Annotated in this window: 20 protein-coding genes; 5 read left to right on the plus strand and 15 right to left on the minus strand. The window is 56.7% G+C overall.

All coding sequences use genetic code 11. The annotated features are described in order from the left end of the window. Positions 1-52 precede the first annotated feature (52 nt). Positions 53-1,687, minus strand: a complete 1,635-nt coding sequence (locus tag GOV91_RS09225; protein ID WP_171235281.1) for a SulP family inorganic anion transporter — start codon at positions 1,685-1,687, stop codon at positions 53-55. A gap of 91 nt (positions 1,688-1,778) precedes the next feature. Here GOV91_RS09225 and GOV91_RS09230 point away from each other — a divergent pair, with 91 nt between their 5' ends. Further along, positions 1,779-2,414 carry an invasion associated locus B family protein gene (locus tag GOV91_RS09230; RefSeq protein ID WP_254440634.1) on the plus strand — a complete coding sequence of 212 codons (636 nt, stop codon included), beginning with the start codon at positions 1,779-1,781 and terminating at the stop codon, positions 2,412-2,414. Positions 2,415-2,480: 66 nt separating this feature from the next. Next, positions 2,481-3,353 (plus strand): S-methyl-5'-thioadenosine phosphorylase, encoded by an 873-nt coding sequence (locus tag GOV91_RS09235; RefSeq protein ID WP_171235282.1) that lies wholly within the window; start codon positions 2,481-2,483, stop codon positions 3,351-3,353. A 2-nt stretch (positions 3,354-3,355) separates the two neighbouring features. Here the strand turns inward: GOV91_RS09235 and GOV91_RS09240 are convergent, their stop codons facing one another. The 3 genes from GOV91_RS09240 to GOV91_RS22815 all read right to left on the minus strand — a co-directional run bounded on the left by GOV91_RS09240 (position 3,356) and on the right by GOV91_RS22815 (position 5,445). Beyond that, positions 3,356-4,168, minus strand: a complete 813-nt coding sequence (locus GOV91_RS09240; protein ID WP_254440635.1) for an alpha/beta hydrolase — start codon at positions 4,166-4,168, stop codon at positions 3,356-3,358. 473 nt (positions 4,169-4,641) lie between these two features. Further along, on the minus strand, positions 4,642-5,307 hold the full coding sequence (locus GOV91_RS09245) for a hypothetical protein (RefSeq protein ID WP_171177857.1): 666 nt from the start codon (positions 5,305-5,307) through the stop codon (positions 4,642-4,644). 15 nt (positions 5,308-5,322) lie between these two features. Further along, complete coding sequence (locus GOV91_RS22815; RefSeq protein WP_256368547.1) at positions 5,323-5,445, minus strand: hypothetical protein; 123 nt, start codon at positions 5,443-5,445, stop codon at positions 5,323-5,325. Positions 5,446-5,666: 221 nt separating this feature from the next. Here GOV91_RS22815 and GOV91_RS09250 point away from each other — a divergent pair, with 221 nt between their 5' ends. Continuing rightward, complete coding sequence (locus GOV91_RS09250; protein ID WP_171235284.1) at positions 5,667-6,296, plus strand: LysE family translocator; 630 nt, start codon at positions 5,667-5,669, stop codon at positions 6,294-6,296. A 7-nt stretch (positions 6,297-6,303) separates the two neighbouring features. Here GOV91_RS09250 and GOV91_RS09255 read toward each other — a convergent pair whose 3' ends face one another. Further along, positions 6,304-6,477, minus strand: coding sequence for a hypothetical protein (locus tag GOV91_RS09255; protein WP_171177861.1), 174 nt, complete (start codon positions 6,475-6,477; stop codon positions 6,304-6,306). A 326-nt stretch (positions 6,478-6,803) separates the two neighbouring features. On the opposite strand from GOV91_RS09255, the gene GOV91_RS09260 reads away from it, so the two are divergent. Then, complete coding sequence (locus GOV91_RS09260) at positions 6,804-7,343, plus strand: adenine phosphoribosyltransferase (RefSeq protein WP_171235285.1); 540 nt, start codon at positions 6,804-6,806, stop codon at positions 7,341-7,343. Between the two features lie 170 nt (positions 7,344-7,513). Then, entirely contained in the window at positions 7,514-7,996 is a 483-nt protein-coding gene (locus GOV91_RS09265) for a fasciclin domain-containing protein (RefSeq protein WP_171235286.1), read from the plus strand. Positions 7,997-8,033: 37 nt separating this feature from the next. On the opposite strand, the gene GOV91_RS09270 is transcribed toward GOV91_RS09265, so the two are convergent. From GOV91_RS09270 to cyoE, 10 genes are all read right to left on the minus strand, one after another. Further along, positions 8,034-9,449: an FAD-binding oxidoreductase gene (locus GOV91_RS09270; RefSeq protein ID WP_171235287.1), complete on the minus strand. Its 1,416-nt coding sequence runs from the start codon at positions 9,447-9,449 to the stop codon at positions 8,034-8,036. A gap of 38 nt (positions 9,450-9,487) precedes the next feature. After that, positions 9,488-10,306, minus strand: a complete 819-nt coding sequence (locus tag GOV91_RS09275) for an MBL fold metallo-hydrolase (RefSeq protein ID WP_171177871.1) — start codon at positions 10,304-10,306, stop codon at positions 9,488-9,490. Positions 10,307-10,408: 102 nt separating this feature from the next. Further along, complete coding sequence (locus GOV91_RS09280; protein WP_171235288.1) at positions 10,409-10,993, minus strand: GNAT family N-acetyltransferase; 585 nt, start codon at positions 10,991-10,993, stop codon at positions 10,409-10,411. Then, positions 10,993-12,255, minus strand: coding sequence for a pitrilysin family protein (locus GOV91_RS09285; protein WP_171235289.1), 1,263 nt, complete (start codon positions 12,253-12,255; stop codon positions 10,993-10,995). The genes GOV91_RS09280 and GOV91_RS09285 overlap by 1 nt, the downstream gene beginning before the upstream one ends. Beyond that, on the minus strand, positions 12,252-13,640 hold the full coding sequence (gene thrC / locus GOV91_RS09290) for a threonine synthase (RefSeq protein WP_171177878.1): 1,389 nt from the start codon (positions 13,638-13,640) through the stop codon (positions 12,252-12,254). Before thrC ends, GOV91_RS09285 begins: the two co-directional genes overlap by 4 nt. Then, the gene (locus GOV91_RS09295; protein WP_171177880.1) at positions 13,637-14,314 is read right to left on the minus strand and encodes an SURF1 family protein; all 678 of its coding nucleotides are present in this window, start codon (positions 14,312-14,314) and stop codon (positions 13,637-13,639) included. Before GOV91_RS09295 ends, thrC begins: the two co-directional genes overlap by 4 nt. Before the next feature lie 155 nt (positions 14,315-14,469). Beyond that, entirely contained in the window at positions 14,470-15,285 is an 816-nt protein-coding gene (locus GOV91_RS09300) for a cytochrome c oxidase subunit 3 (protein ID WP_171177882.1), read from the minus strand. 22 nt (positions 15,286-15,307) lie between these two features. Beyond that, positions 15,308-15,883, minus strand: a complete 576-nt coding sequence (locus tag GOV91_RS09305; RefSeq protein WP_171235290.1) for a cytochrome c oxidase assembly protein — start codon at positions 15,881-15,883, stop codon at positions 15,308-15,310. Then, a complete protein-coding gene (locus tag GOV91_RS09310) occupies positions 15,883-16,044 on the minus strand; it encodes a hypothetical protein (protein ID WP_171177886.1) in 162 nt (53 codons plus the stop codon). The genes GOV91_RS09305 and GOV91_RS09310 overlap by 1 nt, the downstream gene beginning before the upstream one ends. Then, positions 16,041-16,991 carry a heme o synthase gene (gene cyoE, locus GOV91_RS09315; RefSeq protein WP_171177888.1) on the minus strand — a complete coding sequence of 317 codons (951 nt, stop codon included), beginning with the start codon at positions 16,989-16,991 and terminating at the stop codon, positions 16,041-16,043. The genes GOV91_RS09310 and cyoE overlap by 4 nt, the downstream gene beginning before the upstream one ends. Between the last annotated feature and the right edge of the window lie 63 nt (positions 16,992-17,054).

Genomic DNA, 17,054 nt, shown 5'->3' on the forward strand with positions numbered 1-17,054 from the left:
CTTCATCTGGCCCAAAATACCTCGGAGCGCGAGGCAGAGCCTCGCAAAAGGCCTAGTGTCCACCCAAAATGCCGGTACGGACAGAGTAGTCGACCGCCAGCTCGTAATCCGGATCATCATCACTGTCGATCATCAGGTGGCCAGCTTTGTTCAGCAGCTTGTGACAATCGCGGCTCAGATGACGCAGCATGACCCGTTTACCTGCCGCCTCGTATTTCGCAGCGATGTTTTCGATGGCCTGCAGGGCTGACTGATCCACAACACGGCTTTCGGCGAAATCAACAATCACGGTTTCCGGGTCGTTCGGGACGTCGAACAGTTCGATGAAACCATCAGAAGATCCAAAGAACAGCGGCCCCTGGATTTCATAGACTTTCGCGCCTTTTTCAGTTTCCGAGTCCCGGGTAACGGCGTGAATACGTTTGGCGTTATTCCAGGCATAGGCGAGGGCCGAAACGATGACACCGACCACAACGGCAACTGCAAGGTCCTCCATCACCGTCACTACTGTCACCAGAACAATCACGAAGGCGTCCATCAGCGGCACCTTGCGCATGATCTTGAACGAGTTCCACGCAAAGGTGCCGATCACCACCATGAACATCACACCGACCAGCGCGGCAAGTGGGATTTGCTCGATCAGGGGCGATGCGAACAGGATGAAGATCAACAGGAAAACCGCAGCTGCAATACCTGCAATACGGGTGCGTCCACCGGATTTCACATTGATCATCGACTGACCGATCATTGCGCAACCGCCCATGCCACCGAAGAATCCTGTCACGATATTGGACGCGCCCTGAGCGATACATTCTTGCGAGGCCCCGCCGCGCTTGCCCGTGATCTCGCCCACCAGGTTCAAGGTCAGCAGGGACTCAATCAGGCCAATGGCCGCGAGAATGACGGCATAGGGCAGGATGATCTCAAACGTTTCCCAGTTCAAAGGCACCATCGGGATGTGGAACGCAGGCAGACCGCCCTCAATCGAGGCCAGATCGCCAACGCGCGGTACATCCAGACCCAAACCAATCACAAGTGCCGCGACCACCAGAATACCGGCCAGAGGCGCGGGAATGATGCGCGTGATGCGCGGCATCACCCAGATCACCGCCATGGTCAGCGCCACAAGACCCAGCATGGTATATAGCTGCATCCCCGACAGCCATTCACCACCGCTCATACCATGTCCGGTGTTTTCCATAGTGCCCGGCACTTTGAATTGACCCATCTGAGCCAAAAAGATCACGATGGCCAGGCCGTTCACAAAGCCCAGCATCACCGGATGCGGCACCAAACGGATAAAACGCCCCCAATGCATTGCCCCGGCAATGACTTGGAGAATCCCCATAAGAACTACGGTCGCAAACAGATATTCGACCCCGTGCTCGGCCACCAGCGCGACCATGACAACCGCCAGTGCGCCGGTCGCGCCCGAGATCATACCGGGCCGCCCGCCGATCAGTGCCGTGATCAGGCCCACCAGGAACGCCGCATACAGACCAACCAGAGGGTGCACGCCCGCCACAAAAGCAAAAGCCACAGCCTCGGGCACCAGCGCAAGGGCCACGGTCAGGCCGGACAAGAGTTCGATCCGCAGGCGAGAGAAGGTCAGCCGCTCGTCAGGCACCCAGCGCAGATCGGGCATGGCGACGCGGTTGGCAAAACTTGCCAGCAAGGCTCGGGGCATTGGTCAGTCCTATAGGGTTTTATGTTCGCGCGAAGGCGACGTTGTAGCGGACACGAGGGCTTTAAGCTACTGCACCAAGTGGGATGCAGCCATGTGCTTGACGCATACCTCACCCTCGCAGCAACGTGATTTGCGGGACTGTGGTCCAGCAACCAAATCTGAGATCATGCGCTGGATCATACTCTTTTTCTTCTCTGCCCTTCCCGCCCTTGCGCAGGACTTGCAAGGCAACGACACGGCCGGAAACTGGCGCGTGACAAATCATGAGATTTTCGGGATCTGGAATTCAATCTGCGACGAGCGCGAAGAAAATGGTGCGTTGAAACAGCGGTGCTACATCCGGCGGGCAGAAGTTTTCTCATTTCGGCCGAAGTTTGCGGCACAGTTCGTGTTCATCACGCCTGAACCCGAAGGATTCAAAGTTGAGTTCGGGATGGAGCCCGGCACCTTTTTCAACCCGTCAGGGTTTCGCATCGACAAAGATAACGAAACGATATGGCGCACGCGGCGTCCGGGATGCCTGACGGGGCTTGGCTGTACCTTTGCAGACCAACGCGCACAAGACCTGCTGGATGCTATGCAAACCGGGGATGCGTATCGCTTTGTTTTCCGCGACAGGCACGGACAATCGCAGAATCTGACGTGGCCACTGGACATGTTCGACGCAGCTTGGGCTGACTTCACCGCGCAGTCTCAACAACGTAACCTGTTGCCAAAACAGGACTAGGCCTCTTGTCAAACTGTGCGCAAGCCCGCACAAATCCAATAGCATTGCAAGACGTGGAGCAGGACAGTGACCCAAACCAAGATTGCCGTCATTGGCGGATCAGGCATCTATGAAATTGATGGGCTGGAAAACGCCGAATGGGTCGCGGTTGAGACCCCATGGGGAACGCCGTCAGACCAAATCCTGACCGGATCGCTGGGCGGTGTCGAAATGGCTTTTCTGCCGCGTCATGGCCGCGGCCACGTGCATTCGCCGACCGATGTGCCCTATCGCGCCAATATCGACGCGTTGAAGCGGCTGGGCGTGACGGACGTGATCTCGGTTTCAGCCTGCGGATCGTTCCGCGAGCACATGGCACCCGGCGACTTCGTGATTGTCGATCAGTTCATCGACCGGACTTTTGCACGTGAGAAAAGCTTTTTCGGCTCGGGGTGCGTCGCCCATGTAAGCGTGGCCCATCCCACCTGCCCGCGCCTGTCGGATGCCTGCGAAACCGCCGGCAAGGCCGCTGGCATCACCATCCATCGCGGCGGCACTTATTTGGCGATGGAAGGACCGCAGTTCTCGAGCCTTGCTGAATCGAAAATGTATCGTGAGCAATGGGGCTGCGACGTGATCGGCATGACCAATATGCCCGAAGCCAAACTCGCCCGCGAGGCCGAGCTTTGCTATGCCTCGATCGCGATGGTCACGGATTATGACAGCTGGCATCCCGACCACGGAGAGGTGGACGTTGCGACCATCATTGCCACTCTGACAGGCAATGCCGACAAGGGTCGCGCTCTGGTCAAGGGTCTGCCCGCGTTGCTGGGGGCTGAACGTGAACCTTGCCCGCATGGCTGTGATAGTGCCTTGGAATACGCAATCCTGACTGCCCCTGAAAAACGCGACCCGGCGCTTTTGGCCAAGCTGGACGCGGTCGCCGGGCGAATTCTCTGAAATCAGTACTGTGGCAGGCGGTCTTGAACGGTCTGCCACAGGCCGTATGACCACAACTCGTTGTGGGTTCCGCCGGGAATCAAGAAAAACTCGACCCTCTCGCCGCCCATCTTGGCAAGGCGCGCGCCGTGATGCACTGGAACGGTTTGATCACCTGTGCCGTGGAAGATCAACGTCGGCACCTCGATTGTCCCGATGATGTCGCGGGTGGCAAACTGGTCGTGCATCAGGGCCGATACCGGCAGCCACGGATAGCGTTCCGCCGCCACATCTACGGTTGCAGTGAAGGGCGCTTCCAGCACCAACATCGTGGCTTCGGGTCGTTGTGCCGCCACTTGCGCCGCGACCGCCGTACCGAGGCTTTGGCCGTGCAAAACAACCGCCTCTCCGGCGTCGTAAAGTTGGTCAAACAGCTCCAATCCGTCCGAAACCAAGGTCGCTTGGGAAGGTGTGCCTGTGCTGCCGGGGTATCCGCGATAACTGGGTGCCAGCAGCCCATACCCGCTGTTCAGTATCTCACGCAACCTGTCCGCGCGGTCACCCAAATTACCGCTTTGGCCGTGAAGGAACAAAACGGTCGGTGCACCTTGAGTGGCCGCGGGCGCCGCCCAGACGGTCAGTTCTGTCCCATCCTCCATGGACTTCGTCATGACATCGATATCGACCAATCCGACAGAGGCAGGCTCGGGAAGTATTCCCGAAGGTTTGAACAGCAGCGCGCGCTGGTTCAGATACATGTACCCGACCACAGCGGCGTAGAGCGTTGCGATCAGAACAATGAATACAATGCCCGCGATTTTCCATCGGCTGGTCATCAGACCCGTCCTGGGAACCTTACCTGGAGATGCGTATTCGCTATGTTCCATCACAGCCTCATTTAGACTTGTTCGCACCATAGACTGGTAGAGGGCGTTTGCAATTCAAGGAAGATGGAGGAGACTTAATCTTGGCTTTAAGGCGAACCTAGCTGGCGTTGAATCGGAAGCTTCCTCCGCAGAACGCATCAATTAGCCGGGAACGAATACGCCCGGCGTCAAAAGAATGGGATTGCTTACTGGACAGGGATGCATTCTGTCCTCGGACAACTGGATTGAGCCTCGAAATGGTCAATGGCCTACTCGCCAACTGGGATCAAGCACGCGTCTGGCCTGCATGGCAGCGATCAGGCAACGGAATAGCGATACTATCCAAGCCGGATCAGCGCCAACTGGCGTTGGTAGCCAAGCTAGATGAAATCACAGGGCGGTCGTTTAGTCCCAGTTTGAGGCAATCAAGGGAATGCTTGCGACTAATGGATACGCACGATACCCCATTCGTCCTTGGACCGCGTCAACCAACCGGGATTGAGTACTGATTTGACCGGCACCGGCGCTTGGCATTCTGGTTCGCATCCGCTGAAGATTATCGACGTTTGCGACAATTGCACCATTTCCATGTCGTCAAGGGCCTCCTGATCGAAGAACAGTGTTTCGACCAAGAATACCGAAAAGTTCGGATCCCTGGCTAATTCCTCGACCTTTGAACGGCAGGACTCATCGAATGATGTACCGTTCTTTGCCTTCCAGAATTGTTTCTGGAATTGCCATTTGGCGTCAGCACCAGAGATCTGCATGGCTTCACCAATCTTGTCGCCGACATATTCCGTGATGGAATCCCATGCACCGTTCCAACCTAGGGCAATCAGACTTGAACTGTGGATCGAAACCGGATGCGGCCCAACTTGGTTGCCACCGACAACAAGTTCACAAATCATCTGTGGTTCGAATTCTTCCGAAATGTGGTTATACGCAAAGGCACCACCCAGCACCGGACCGTTCAACTGACCTTCGGATACGCTGAACTTCTGATACCGCAAATCCGATTCGTTGGCGTTGAACAGGAGTGCTTTACCAGCACCAAACGCAGCTAAACCAACAACGACGACGGCGGCGTACCGCAAATTGAATTTAGGCATGTCATATCCTCTGAACTAGTTCTGAGGATTGGGGCAGCACAGGTCTCCGCCGCAATTAAAGTAGCCGTCCGGGCACGCAGAGGCGACAGTCGGGATCAGCAATATGCCCAACAGAAAAACGGAAACGATAAGTTTCATGACGAACCTCCTATTTTAAAATCGAAACAAAAAAATGCGGCGCAACCATAACACAAATTGAATGTTTTGTCGCGAAACTAATAAAACCCGAGTAAGCATTTGAGTATTTTTGTGTTTCACAGCCAAGCGCGAAAGGCATGCTGCTGATACGTCGTGCATATGCGACTTGATTCCTGAAGCTGATTCTCTCAATCTCAGACCGTCAAATCAGGACTTCTGCGATGCAATTTGATCTTTGGCTGGCCTTTGTTGCCGCCTCCACCGCTTTACTGCTTATCCCCGGCCCGACCGTTTTGCTGGTGCTTAGCTATGCCCTGTCCAAGGGGCGCAGCGTCGCGGTTGCTTCGGCGACCGGGGTCGCTGTGGGTGATCTGGTGGCCATGACAGCCTCATTGCTGGGGTTGGGCGCATTGGTGCTGGCCTCAGCAACCTTGTTTTCGGTACTCAAATGGGTTGGGGCCGCTTATCTGGTGTGGCTCGGGATCAAACTGTTGCGCAGTGCACCTGCCGGAGGGTTAGGCACAATTGATACCGCGCGCGACGTGACTGCGCGCAATGTGTTTGGGCACGCTACGGCCGTGACCGCGCTAAACCCAAAATCCATTGCCTTCTTCATCGCTTTTGTTCCGCAGTTTCTGCGCCCGGCCGAACCGCTGGGTCCGCAATTCGCCATCCTGATCGTGACATTCGTGGGGCTGGCCTGGCTGAACGCGTTAGCTTACGCGCTGTTGGCCGATCGGCTGCGGCGCCTGATTGGCCGCGCGAGCGTCATAACAGCAATGACACGGTTTGGCGGGCTGACCTTGGTAGGGATGGGAGTCGCCACGGCAGTTCTGCGCCGCCCGGCCTGAGGTCATTCTAATCCTCTGCGTGTTCTTTCATAAAGCCACGGATAAACCGGCGAATTTCTCGCGCGGCTGAGGTATCCAGCTCTTTACACAGTTCGACAAAAGCGTCCCGTTCGTCTTTATCCAGACGCAGGACCAACTGACTGTTTTTCTTGTTTGATCCCTTGCCGTCTTTCTTTGCCACGCGCGTTGCCCCCCAGCAGACCTTGCAATTTTCGGCGATGCATTGTATATACATAGCATAGTGATTGTCGTTATCGGGCACTTAACAACAATAAAAGGAATATGGCAATGAACCTTCATACTGCTCAGGCATTTCTATTGCGAGATCAACGCAATTGGCGCAAACCGCACCTGTCCTGGTTACCCGCTGCGCTCTATCGCTACAAAAGCTTGCCTCGGGCCATCATGACCCCTCGCTCATGAAAGTTGTGCCGGATTAGAACCTTGCGCGGGGCTGTTTGATGGGCCAAACACCTTGGTGTGTTTTGACGCTAAAAGGGTTGGCCCATGTCCAGAAACAAATCTGTCAAAGATTACATCCGAACTATTGTCGATTTTCCCCACGAAGGGATCATGTTTCGCGATGTGACAACCTTGTTTGCCGACCCCCGTGGGTTTCGGATGGCGATTGACCAGATGCTGCACCCCTATGCCGGTGAGCGGATAGACAAGGTGGTGGGGCTGGAAGCGCGGGGCTTTATTCTGGGCGGTGCGATTGCGCATCAGCTAAGCGTTGGCTTTGTGCCGATCCGCAAAAAAGGTAAGCTGCCCGGCACCACAATCAGCCAGGACTACAAATTGGAGTATGGTGAAGCGATTGTTGAGATCCACGACGACGCCATCCAACCCGGCGAAAAGATTCTGGTTGTCGATGATCTGCTGGCCACAGGCGGCACAGCGGCGGCGGGCATCAAGCTGATCGAACGGCTTGGAGGCGAGATCGTCTCATGCGCGTTCATCATCGACTTGCCCGATCTCGGAGGTCGTAAAGTTCTGGAAGAGATGGGAATGGACGTGCACGTACTGTGCGAATTTGAGGGGCTCTGACACAGAATTCTTCACAAAAGCGTGATTGGACTATGAAAGCCACGCTGGCTTAGCGCGGCTTTTGGTTCCTTCAACCCACAATTCGGCGCAAAACAAGTGATCTTGCTGTGAGGATGCCGCGTACCTCGGTTGATGCTGTTTCGAGCATTCTTACCAAGGGAGACCCTCGTATGTTCCGCAAATTCGCCGCCGCTGGTGTCGCCACGATCCTGTTCAGCACTACCGCTTTGGCCGACGGCCATGGCAAAGACATTGTTGATACCGCTGTTGCCGCTGGCAGCTTTGAAACTCTCGTAGCCGCCGTGCAAGCGGCCGAACTAGTTGACACGCTGAAAGGCGAAGGGCCATTCACCGTATTTGCCCCAACAGACGACGCGTTTGCGGCTTTGCCAGAAGGCACAGTCGCAGACCTGCTCAAGCCGGAAAACAAGGACCAGCTTGTTGCTATCCTGACTTATCACGTCGTACCGGGCAAAGTGATGTCCGGTGATCTGAGCGATGATATGACTGCCGCAACCGTTCAGGGCGGTGATATCACAATCGATCTGGACTCGGGTGTGATGGTGAATGATGCCAACGTTGTTCAGGCTGACATCGAAACCAAGAACGGTGTGATCCACGTGATCGACAAAGTGATCCTGCCTGCGTCTTAACACCGTTTAAAGACACGGCCCGTACCATGGGCCGTGTTCACACTTTCAGGACAGCGCCCGGGTTCATTATCCCCTGTGGGTCCAAAGCTGCCTTGATGGCCCTCATGGCACCCAGCTTAACCGGGTCGCCATAGCGTTCAAGATCGCCCGTTTTCAAACGCCCCACCCCATGTTCAGCACTGACTGAACCATCAAAGGCGTCAACTAGATCATGCACAGCCTGCTTGATCGCGCCCCTTTCCGTGTCAAACTCTGATCGGCTTTGCCCTTTGGGCGGGAACACGTTGTAATGCAGATTGCCATCGCCAAGGTGTCCGAAACAATTGATCCGAAACGGTCCGAGGCCAGCAATCACCTGCCCACCTTTACGAATAAAGTCTGGAATCCTGGAAATCGGTATCGAGATGTCATGGCTCGAAACAGATCCGATCAGGCGGTTGGCCTCGGGAATGTGTTCGCGAACCGCCCACAGATCAGCACGCTGCGCTTCGCTTTGCGCAATCACCCCATCTTGAACCAGACCGCGCTCTTCAGCGCGGATGTAAATCTCCTCCAACGCGGCTGACGATGATTGCCCCTTTGCAAGTCCCAATTCAATCAACACGCTCCACTCTGGCGGTGCGTTGAAAGGTTGGCGAACATCCGGAAGGACATCCGTCAGGAAATCAAACCCTTGCCGATGGATCAGCTCAAACGTACTGACAGTCTCGCCCACCTGATCTCGGGCCAACGCCAGCAGGTCAATGGCCGCCTCGGGCGAAGCCACCTGAAACATCGCCGTGCCCTGCGCAGCAGGTTTTGGAAACAGCTTAAGGGACGCTGCCGTGATGATCCCCAGCGAGCCTTCGGCCCCGATCAAAAGGTCCCGCAAATCGTAGCCGGTGTTGTCCTTTCGCAACCGGCTCAGCCCGTGCCATATTTCGCCATTGGGCAACACCGCCTCAAGCCCCAGACACAGGTCACGTGCGTTGCCATAGCGCAAGACATTAACGCCCCCGGCATTGGTCGAAAGGTTGCCCCCGATCCGACACGACCCCTGCGCCGCCAATGACAGCGGAAACAGCCGATCCGCATTCTCGGCCGCTGTCTGAACGTCTTGCAAAATGGCCCCGGCTTCGGCGATCAGGATGTTCTCGGTCGGGAAAACAGACCGAATGGCTGTCATTTGCTCCAAAGAGACCAGCAAAGGGAGTGGGCCATCTGACATCACCTGCCCGCCTACCAATCCTGTGCCACCGCCATAGGGTACAACCGGCACCCGCTCCTCCGAAGCCAACCGCACCAGTGCGGAAACCTCTTCGGCGCTGTCGGGAACAGCCAACACCCCGATCTGGCCGGAAAACCGCCCGCGCGGTTCTTCCAAATACCGTTCTTCAACGGGGCGCAGGACATCGTCGCGTATTGTCGATTGGATCAGCGCGGCAAATCGGGCATCGGCGGGGTTTAAATTCATACGTTTTCAATGCCCAAGCGACGCGGCTGCGGCAAGCCCTATTCCAAATCAATCAGATATTGCGGCTCCAGAACAATCACCGTAGGTCGGTCGGGAAGATCGCGAAGCGAGACAGTGATTTCCGAAACACCGTTGCGTTCAACCGGAAAAGTATCCCGAATATCAACAAGGAACCGGTCAAGCGAGAATCCAGAAAACCAGTGCATCGGAATGATGACAGAACTTTTCAGTCGCTTCAGAACCGAGATCATGTCTGGCAAGGGCATCGTAGTCCCGCCATCTACCGCAGCCATTACAACATCCAGCCGCCCCAACGCGGCGAACTGCTCGTCTGACGGCACATGATGCAAATGCCCAAGATGACCGATACATAGCCCTTCAACCTCGAACACGAAGATCGAATTGCCCCGTTCTTCGACACCGCCATAAGCCGAACGAATATCGGTCGAAACATTCCGCACCAGCATCTCACCCAGATCAAGATGATGCTCAATGCCCTGACCAAACTCACCCCATCCCGGCAGAACATGTGGGATCGCCGGATCGGGATGGGCCGTCCAATGCGTGCTGTGGGCATGGTTCATCGTCACAACATCAGGAATCAAATCCGCACTGCCGATAAAACCGGTGAAATCGGTGACTGCATTCAACCCGCCCCGCGTCTGGATCAGAAACGACGCGTGCGCGATATAGCTGATCCGCACAGAAAATTCCGGCACCGGATCTTGCCACGCAGCTTTGTGAAGGTACTCAATCCCCGGCGCGGCATCAGCAATGGCGATGCAATGGCTTGGCCGCCGCTCTTGCGCCGCAGCTCCACCAGAAATCACCATCAATGCCGCAACCAACCAGCGCATAACTTAACTGTAGCGCAGAACACGCCCAAGTCATGCCCCTTGTTCATCTGGCGCCAAATACCTCGGGGGAGGCGCGGCTTGCCGCGACGGGGGCGGAGCCCCCTAACCCGCGTCGGTCTTTCCGCGCCTGTCGGACCGCAGGCTTGCATACAAAACATGCGTTCGCCATCGTCCGTTGATCTGCAGATAGGACTGCGCCACACCTTCGTATTTGAAGCCAGAGCGTTCCAGCAACCCGCGCGATGCCCGGTTTTCAGGCAAACAAGCGGCTTCGATCCGGCTCAGGTCCAGTCGAGTAAAGGCGTGATGGACCATGGCACCAATTGCCTCGCGCATGTAACCTTGGCGGGCAAAAGCTTGACCGGTCCAGTATCCTAAGGTTCCGGCCTGCGCGGGACCACGCCGAATGTTGTCCAGCGTGATGGCCCCAACCAGCGCGTCGTCTTCGCGACGAAAAAGGAACAGAGGTATCGCAGTCCCACTGGCGACCGAGCGCTGCGCCCAGTAGACCCGATTGGTAAAAGACTTGCGGCTCAGGTGATCCGCTGCCCAGACCGGCTCCCACGGTTTCAGGTAATCCTTTGAAGCCCGCCGCAACGCGCACCAGGTATTGAAATCGGAATGTACAGGCGGGCGCATGCTGAGCCGCGCGGTTTCGAGTTTCAGCTTGCGTCTGCCCAACAGCATCACGCCGCCCGCCTCTCCTGCAGTTCGGTCAAGCTCGGTGCGCCAGCCACAGGCCCATAAAGCGCCAGAGCTGCCGGAGCCTGTACAGCCATGGTTTCTGCAAATGCTTTCACATCTTCGGTGCCGACCGCATCGATCTTGGCAACGGTATCCTCAAGCGAAGGCACCCTGCCCCAGATCTGCACCAGCCGCGCCAAACGTTCAGCCCGGTTTGATGGGCTTTCCAATCCCATCAGCATCCCGGCCTTCATCTGAGCACGGGCGCGGGCAACCTCTTCTGCACTCATGTCTTCGGCCGCCCGTTTCATTTCGTCGATGGTGATCGTCGCCAATGCGCCGACCTGATCAGCCGAGGTTCCCGCATAGATCGTGGTTGTCCCGGTGTCGGCATAAGCGCCGGTCTGGGCAAAGATCGTATAACACAGACCGCGTTTTTCCCGCACTTCCTGGAACAGACGCGACGACATTCCGCCACCCAAAGCGGTCGAATAAATTTGCGCCGTATAAATCGCATCTTCGCGGTAACCGGGGCTTTCCAGCGCCAGCGCAAAGTGCGCCTGCTCCAACTCTTTCTCTTGCCGTGCCTCACCCCCGGTGAACCGTGCAGCGTCCGGGATCAGGCCCTTGCGCGGTTGCAGATGGCCAAACATCTCTTCGGCCATTTTCATCAGCGCATCGTGATCCACGGCACCGGCAGCCGACAGGATCATCTGCTCCGGGCCATAATGCTCGGCCACAAAGCCAGACAAATCCTCGCGAGAGAAGGCGCTGACCCGCTCGGACGGACCTAGAATCGTCCGACCCAATGGCTGGTCGTGATAGCTCTGCTCTTGCAGCCAGTCAAAGATCACGTCGTCCGGCGTGTCATAGGCCTGACCGATTTCTTGCAGGATCACCCCACGCTCGACCTCGATCTCGCGCGGGTCGAAAACCGGGTTCAGAACGATATCGCCGATCACATCCATCGCAAGCGCCACGTCGTCTTTAAGGACACGCGCGTAGTAAGCCGTCACCTCGCGCGAAGTATAGGCGTTGATATAGCCGCCCACATCCTCGATCGCTTCAGCGATTTGCAGCGCAGAACGACGCTCGGTTCCCTTGAACGCCATATGTTCAAGGAAATGCGCGATGCCGTTTTGTTCGATCCGCTCATGCCGCCCACCGGCGGTCACCCAGATGCCGATGGCCGCTGATTGCAGCCCCGGCATATGTTCACTGACGATACGAAAGCCGTTCTTCAGTTGGTCTTGTCTGACTGTCACTCAGCGATATGCCTTCTGATATGATCCTCAAGGGTACCCAGTTCGTTTGCAATGCGGGTCACCCGTTCCGAACGTTCATACAGATCAGACATGCGGGATGGAAGAGGCGGATGTTCGCCGCTTGCCTTCTCGACCGCCGCCGGGAACTTGGCGGGATGCGCCGTTGCCAAAGTGATCATAGGTGTATCGGCGGCGCGGTGGTCTTCCCCAACCTTGACCCCAATAGCGGTGTGGGGGCAAACCAGCTCCGCACTATGCGCCAGCGTATGCTTGATCGTTTCCAGCGTCTCGTCTTCGGACATGCGACCCGAATCGAAACTCTCGCGCAGTGCCTCCATCGCGCCCTGGCTGACGTTGAAGCCACCATTCTTGAGCTCATCCATCAGCTGCGCCACAGCGCTACCGTCCTCGCCATAGGCGTAATACAGAGCCCGCTCAAAGTTCGAGCTGACCTGAATATCCATCGACGGGCTGATCGAGGGGATGGTTTCGCCCTTGAAATATCCCTCGCCCGACAGACAACGATGCAGAATGTCATTCTGGTTGGTTGCCACCACCAAACGGTCGATGGGCAGGCCCATACGTTTGGCCAGATAACCCGCGAAAATATCTCCAAAGTTCCCGGTCGGCACGGTGAAGCTGACCTTGCGATGCGGCGCGCCGAGACTGACGGCGGCAGAGAAATAATAGACAATCTGCGCCAGAACGCGGGCAAAGTTGATCGAGTTCACACCCGCCAGTTTCACCCCATCGCGGAAATCAAAATCGTTGAACATATCCTTCAGCGCGGCCTGGCAATCGTCGAAGTCTCCGTCGACGGCCAGAGCGTGAACATTGCTGTCCGCAGGCGTTGTCATCTGACGGCGCTGCACCTCGGATACACGGCCATGCGGAAACAGGATAAACACGTCTACCGCATCCAGCCCCCGGAAAGCTTCGATAGCGGCAGAACCCGTATCACCGCTGGTCGCACCCACGATGGTTACACGGTCGCCACGGCGTTTCAGAGCCACCTGGAAAAGTTGGCCAATCAACTGCATGGCAAAATCCTTGAAGGCCAGTGTCGGGCCGTGGAACAGCTCTAGCAGAAAATGGTTTTCGTTGAGTTGCTTCAGAGGCGCGCGGGCGTCGTGGCCGAAACCCTCATAAGCGCGGGCGATGATCGCCTTGAACTCTTCCTCGGTAAAGGAGCCGCTGACATAGGGCCACATCACGCGAAAAGCGATCTCTTCATAGGGCAAGCCCGCCAGCGCCGCGATCTCGTCTTGCGACATCACCGGGATCTCGGCGGGCAAGTACAAGCCACCGTCGCGGGCCAAACCCGTCAGCATCGCCTCTTCAAAAGTCAGTTCGGGCGCCTGCCCACGGGTCGAGATGTATTTCATATCGTGTCACTCTCAGAATTGGCACGGCTGCGCCATAGGAAGTACCCGGTCATTGCGGCCCAGACCAGAGCCAGACCAAACCAGGTGATTGCATATTGTAGGTGATCGTTGGGAATGCCCGCCGTATCTACCGGCAAAGGCGTAATGTTTGGGTCCGTTTCCGACCGGGCGATCAGAAGCACAGGTTCGGCACCCAAAGCTGCGGCCAAGTTCGGCACGTCGCGAGCAAACCAGATATTGGCGTCAATATCGGCTTCGGGCGTATAGCTGTCGATCTCGTCCGGCCAGTGCAAATTACCGGTGATCTTCATCGGGCCAGTCAATCGCTTTGCGTCTTTGGCAGTTGTTGGAACAAAGCCCCGATCCACCAATATTGTGCGGTCCCCGGCGGTGAAAGACTGAATGATGCGGTACCCTGCGCCAACCTGCTTTACGGAAACCAGAACGTGGATTTCCCCGGGCTCCATATCGCCCGAAATGGTGACTGGCAGGTATTTGTCAGCGTCTTCTGACACCTGCGCTGGTAAGTCCACAGGATCCGCCGAGATACGGCTTTCAATCTCGGCCAACACCTCTTGTTTCCATGACAGACGCTGCACCTGCCAAATGCCCAGCGACAGCAGCACACCCAAACCGGCAAGGCCGAAGATCAGCAGAAACAGAATGCGGCGCATGGCAGGATCAAACCTCGTTGCAGGAACCGGCGTCTTGTTAAGGGCGGAGCGGTCGAAAACGCAACCACACAATTGTATTGGGTGCAATCTTGCACCGGGAAAAGCAAAAAGCCGCCCCCAGGGGCGGCTTTCGCAATCGGCTCATTTGACCGGTTTTACATCAGCGGAGCTTGGCCCCAGATGTAGACGGCAAAGAACAGGAACAGCCAGACTACGTCAACGAAGTGCCAGTACCAGGCCGCGGCTTCAAACCCGACGTGCTTCTCGGGTGTAAAGTCGCCCTTAAGCGCCCGTATCAGACAGACAGTCAGGAAGATGGTGCCGATGATCACGTGCGCGCCGTGGAAACCGGTTGCCATGAAGAAGTTCGAATAGAACTGATCACCACCGAACTCCCAGCCTTCATGGGCCAGCAGCTCGTAATATTCATAACCCTGCAGGAAGGTGAACAGCACGCCCAGAACGATACCGATGGCCAGACCGTTTATAAGCGCCTTGCGGTCATTGTCATGCACCAGCGCATGGTGGGCCCATGTGATCGCGCAGCCCGACAGCAGCAGGACCAGAGTGTTGATCAGCGGCAGGTGGAAAGGGTCAACCGCGTGGATGTCTGGCTGAATGTATTCGGTGCCCGCATAGTCATACATCGGGTACATGCGATGCTTGAAGAACGACCAGAACCAGGCGAAGAAGAACATCACCTCGGACATCACAAACAGGATGAAACCATAGCGCAGGCCGATGCGGACGACAGGTGTGTGATCGCCCTGACGGCTTTCAACAACCACTTCAGACCACCACGCGAACATGGTGTACAGCACCGCGACCAAACCAGCCCAGAACATCCACGGCGTAATGCCATGCATCCAAAGGACGGCTCCGAGCAGCATCACAAAGCCACCGACGGCTCCGATCAGAGGCCAGATCGACGGGGCCAGAATGTGATAATCGTGGTTTTTAGCGTGTGCCATCAGCGTCCCTCACCTACAGGCGTTAGTTCGTGTTTGTGTCTGCCTGCGTTTCAAGGGCGGCATAGCCCTCGGGCAGGTCAATTTCATAGAATGTATACGACAGAGTGATCGTATGAACATACTTTGCTTCAAGATCCTCGACCAGTTCCGGGTCGACGAAGAAAGTTACTGGCATTTCAACCCGTTCGCCGGGTTGCAGCACCTGCTCTTCAAAGCAGAAGCAGGCGATTTTCTGGAAATACCCACCCGCCGAATAGGGAGCAACGTTGTACGAGGCCTGCCCCGCGATGGGCCGATCGGTTGGGTTATAAGCTTCATAGAAAGCCAGCCCGGTCTCGCCGATGCGCACTTCCATCTCGCGTTCAATCGGCTTGAACTCCCACGCCATGCCTTTGGCCTTGGAGGCGTCGAACCGAACGGTGATGGTGCGGTCCAGAATGTCTTCGGGCGCTGCTTCGGCTACACCCGTGGTGCCGCCAAACCCCGTCACCCGACAGAACCAATCATAAAATGGCACAGCCGCCCAGGCCAAGCTGCCCATCAGAACAACCACACCCACAGTCTGAACAACCGTTTTCTGGGGACCAGTCAATGCCATCAGTTCTGAACCTCCTGTGTTGCCATACCGAAATCCGTGCCCGACACCTTTACGACCGTCAGCCCAAAAATGATCACGATAAAGGCGGCCAGTGTCAGGCCAACCCCCAGATTGCGGCTGAATCGCCGTTGGTGCAGCTCGTGGTTCTTTCGAAGGCTCATGACCAGCCTCCCAACCCATAGGGTTTCAGCAACGCCTCAACCAGAATGGCGCCGAAATGCAGGAAGAGGTAGAGCAGCGAAAGCTTGAAAAAGCTGCGCTCGACCTTGAAATTGTCGGCTTCCGAGTCCTCCTCGGTCCGGCGTGAAATCCGCCATGCTCCGTGTAGGAACAGCGCGTTCAACACCAAAGCAACGGTCAGGTAAACTGGGCCACCGATACCAGAGAATGCGGTTCCCAATGCCAAAATGGCCAGCAGAGCCGTGTAAACCAGAATATGTACCCGCGTCGCACGGCGACCATGCGTCACGGTCAGCATCGGGACACCCGCATCGTCGTAATCTGAGCGCATGAACAGAGCCAGCGCCCAGAAATGCGGCGGCGTCCACATGAAGGTCAGGGCGAACATCAGCCAAGGTTCAACTGACATCGATCCGGTTGCCGCAACCCAACCAATGACGGGCGGGAAAGCGCCTGCGGCGCCACCGATCACGATGTTCTGCGGCGTCGAACGCTTCAGCCACATCGTGTAAACGACAACGTAGAAGAAAATGGTGAAGCCCAAAAACGCGCCTGCAAACCAGTTGGTTGCGAGACCCAGCATGATCACCGAAAGGCCCGAAAGCGCCAGCCCAAGCGCCAGCGCCTCACCCTCTTCCACTTTGCCGGAAGGGATCGGACGACCCTTGGTGCGTTTCATCACGCGGTCGATATCCGCGTCCCACCACATGTTTAAAGCGCCAGAGGCACCGCCTCCAATGGCAATGAACAGAATGGCGCAAAAACCCACAAACGGATGCACGGAAACAGGTGCCGCCAGCAAACCCACCAGCGCCGTGAAAACAACCAGAGACATCACGCGAGGCTTCAGCAGGGCGAAGTAATCGCCAAAGCTGGCCTCGTCCGCCTGAGCGGTCGCAGTGCTGGCATTGATACTTGCGTCGGTCATTTCCGGTCCCTTTGGGCGAAAGCTGCGCGATCACGCGCGCAGCCTGCGTCATGTCTTAGGCTG

It is taken from the genome of Ruegeria sp. HKCCA6837, from assembly GCF_013034475.1.
Classification (GTDB): Bacteria; Pseudomonadota; Alphaproteobacteria; order Rhodobacterales; family Rhodobacteraceae; genus Ruegeria.

Bases quoted from the DNA above. Each gene is read 5' to 3' on its own strand.
- GOV91_RS09225 (WP_171235281.1), bottom strand. From the start codon at position 1,687: ATGCCCCGAGCCTTGCTGGCAAGTTTTGCCAACCGCGTCGCCATGCCC.
- GOV91_RS09230 (WP_254440634.1), top strand. From the start codon at position 1,779: ATGTGCTTGACGCATACCTCACCCTCGCAGCAACGTGATTTGCGGGAC.
- GOV91_RS09240 (WP_254440635.1), bottom strand. From the start codon at position 4,168: ATGACCAGCCGATGGAAAATCGCGGGCATTGTATTCATTGTTCTGATC.
- GOV91_RS09245 (WP_171177857.1), bottom strand. From the start codon at position 5,307: ATGCCTAAATTCAATTTGCGGTACGCCGCCGTCGTCGTTGTTGGTTTA.
- GOV91_RS22815 (WP_256368547.1), bottom strand. From the start codon at position 5,445: ATGAAACTTATCGTTTCCGTTTTTCTGTTGGGCATATTGCTGATCCCG.
- GOV91_RS09250 (WP_171235284.1), top strand. From the start codon at position 5,667: ATGCAATTTGATCTTTGGCTGGCCTTTGTTGCCGCCTCCACCGCTTTA.
- GOV91_RS09260 (WP_171235285.1), top strand. From the start codon at position 6,804: ATGTCCAGAAACAAATCTGTCAAAGATTACATCCGAACTATTGTCGAT.
- GOV91_RS09265 (WP_171235286.1), top strand. From the start codon at position 7,514: ATGTTCCGCAAATTCGCCGCCGCTGGTGTCGCCACGATCCTGTTCAGC.
- GOV91_RS09270 (WP_171235287.1), bottom strand. From the start codon at position 9,449: ATGAATTTAAACCCCGCCGATGCCCGATTTGCCGCGCTGATCCAATCG.
- GOV91_RS09275 (WP_171177871.1), bottom strand. From the start codon at position 10,306: ATGCGCTGGTTGGTTGCGGCATTGATGGTGATTTCTGGTGGAGCTGCG.
- GOV91_RS09280 (WP_171235288.1), bottom strand. From the start codon at position 10,993: ATGCTGTTGGGCAGACGCAAGCTGAAACTCGAAACCGCGCGGCTCAGC.
- thrC (WP_171177878.1), bottom strand. From the start codon at position 13,640: ATGAAATACATCTCGACCCGTGGGCAGGCGCCCGAACTGACTTTTGAA.
- GOV91_RS09295 (WP_171177880.1), bottom strand. From the start codon at position 14,314: ATGCGCCGCATTCTGTTTCTGCTGATCTTCGGCCTTGCCGGTTTGGGT.
- GOV91_RS09300 (WP_171177882.1), bottom strand. From the start codon at position 15,285: ATGGCACACGCTAAAAACCACGATTATCACATTCTGGCCCCGTCGATC.
- GOV91_RS09305 (WP_171235290.1), bottom strand. From the start codon at position 15,883: ATGGCATTGACTGGTCCCCAGAAAACGGTTGTTCAGACTGTGGGTGTG.
- GOV91_RS09310 (WP_171177886.1), bottom strand. From the start codon at position 16,044: ATGAGCCTTCGAAAGAACCACGAGCTGCACCAACGGCGATTCAGCCGC.
- cyoE (WP_171177888.1), bottom strand. From the start codon at position 16,991: ATGACCGACGCAAGTATCAATGCCAGCACTGCGACCGCTCAGGCGGAC.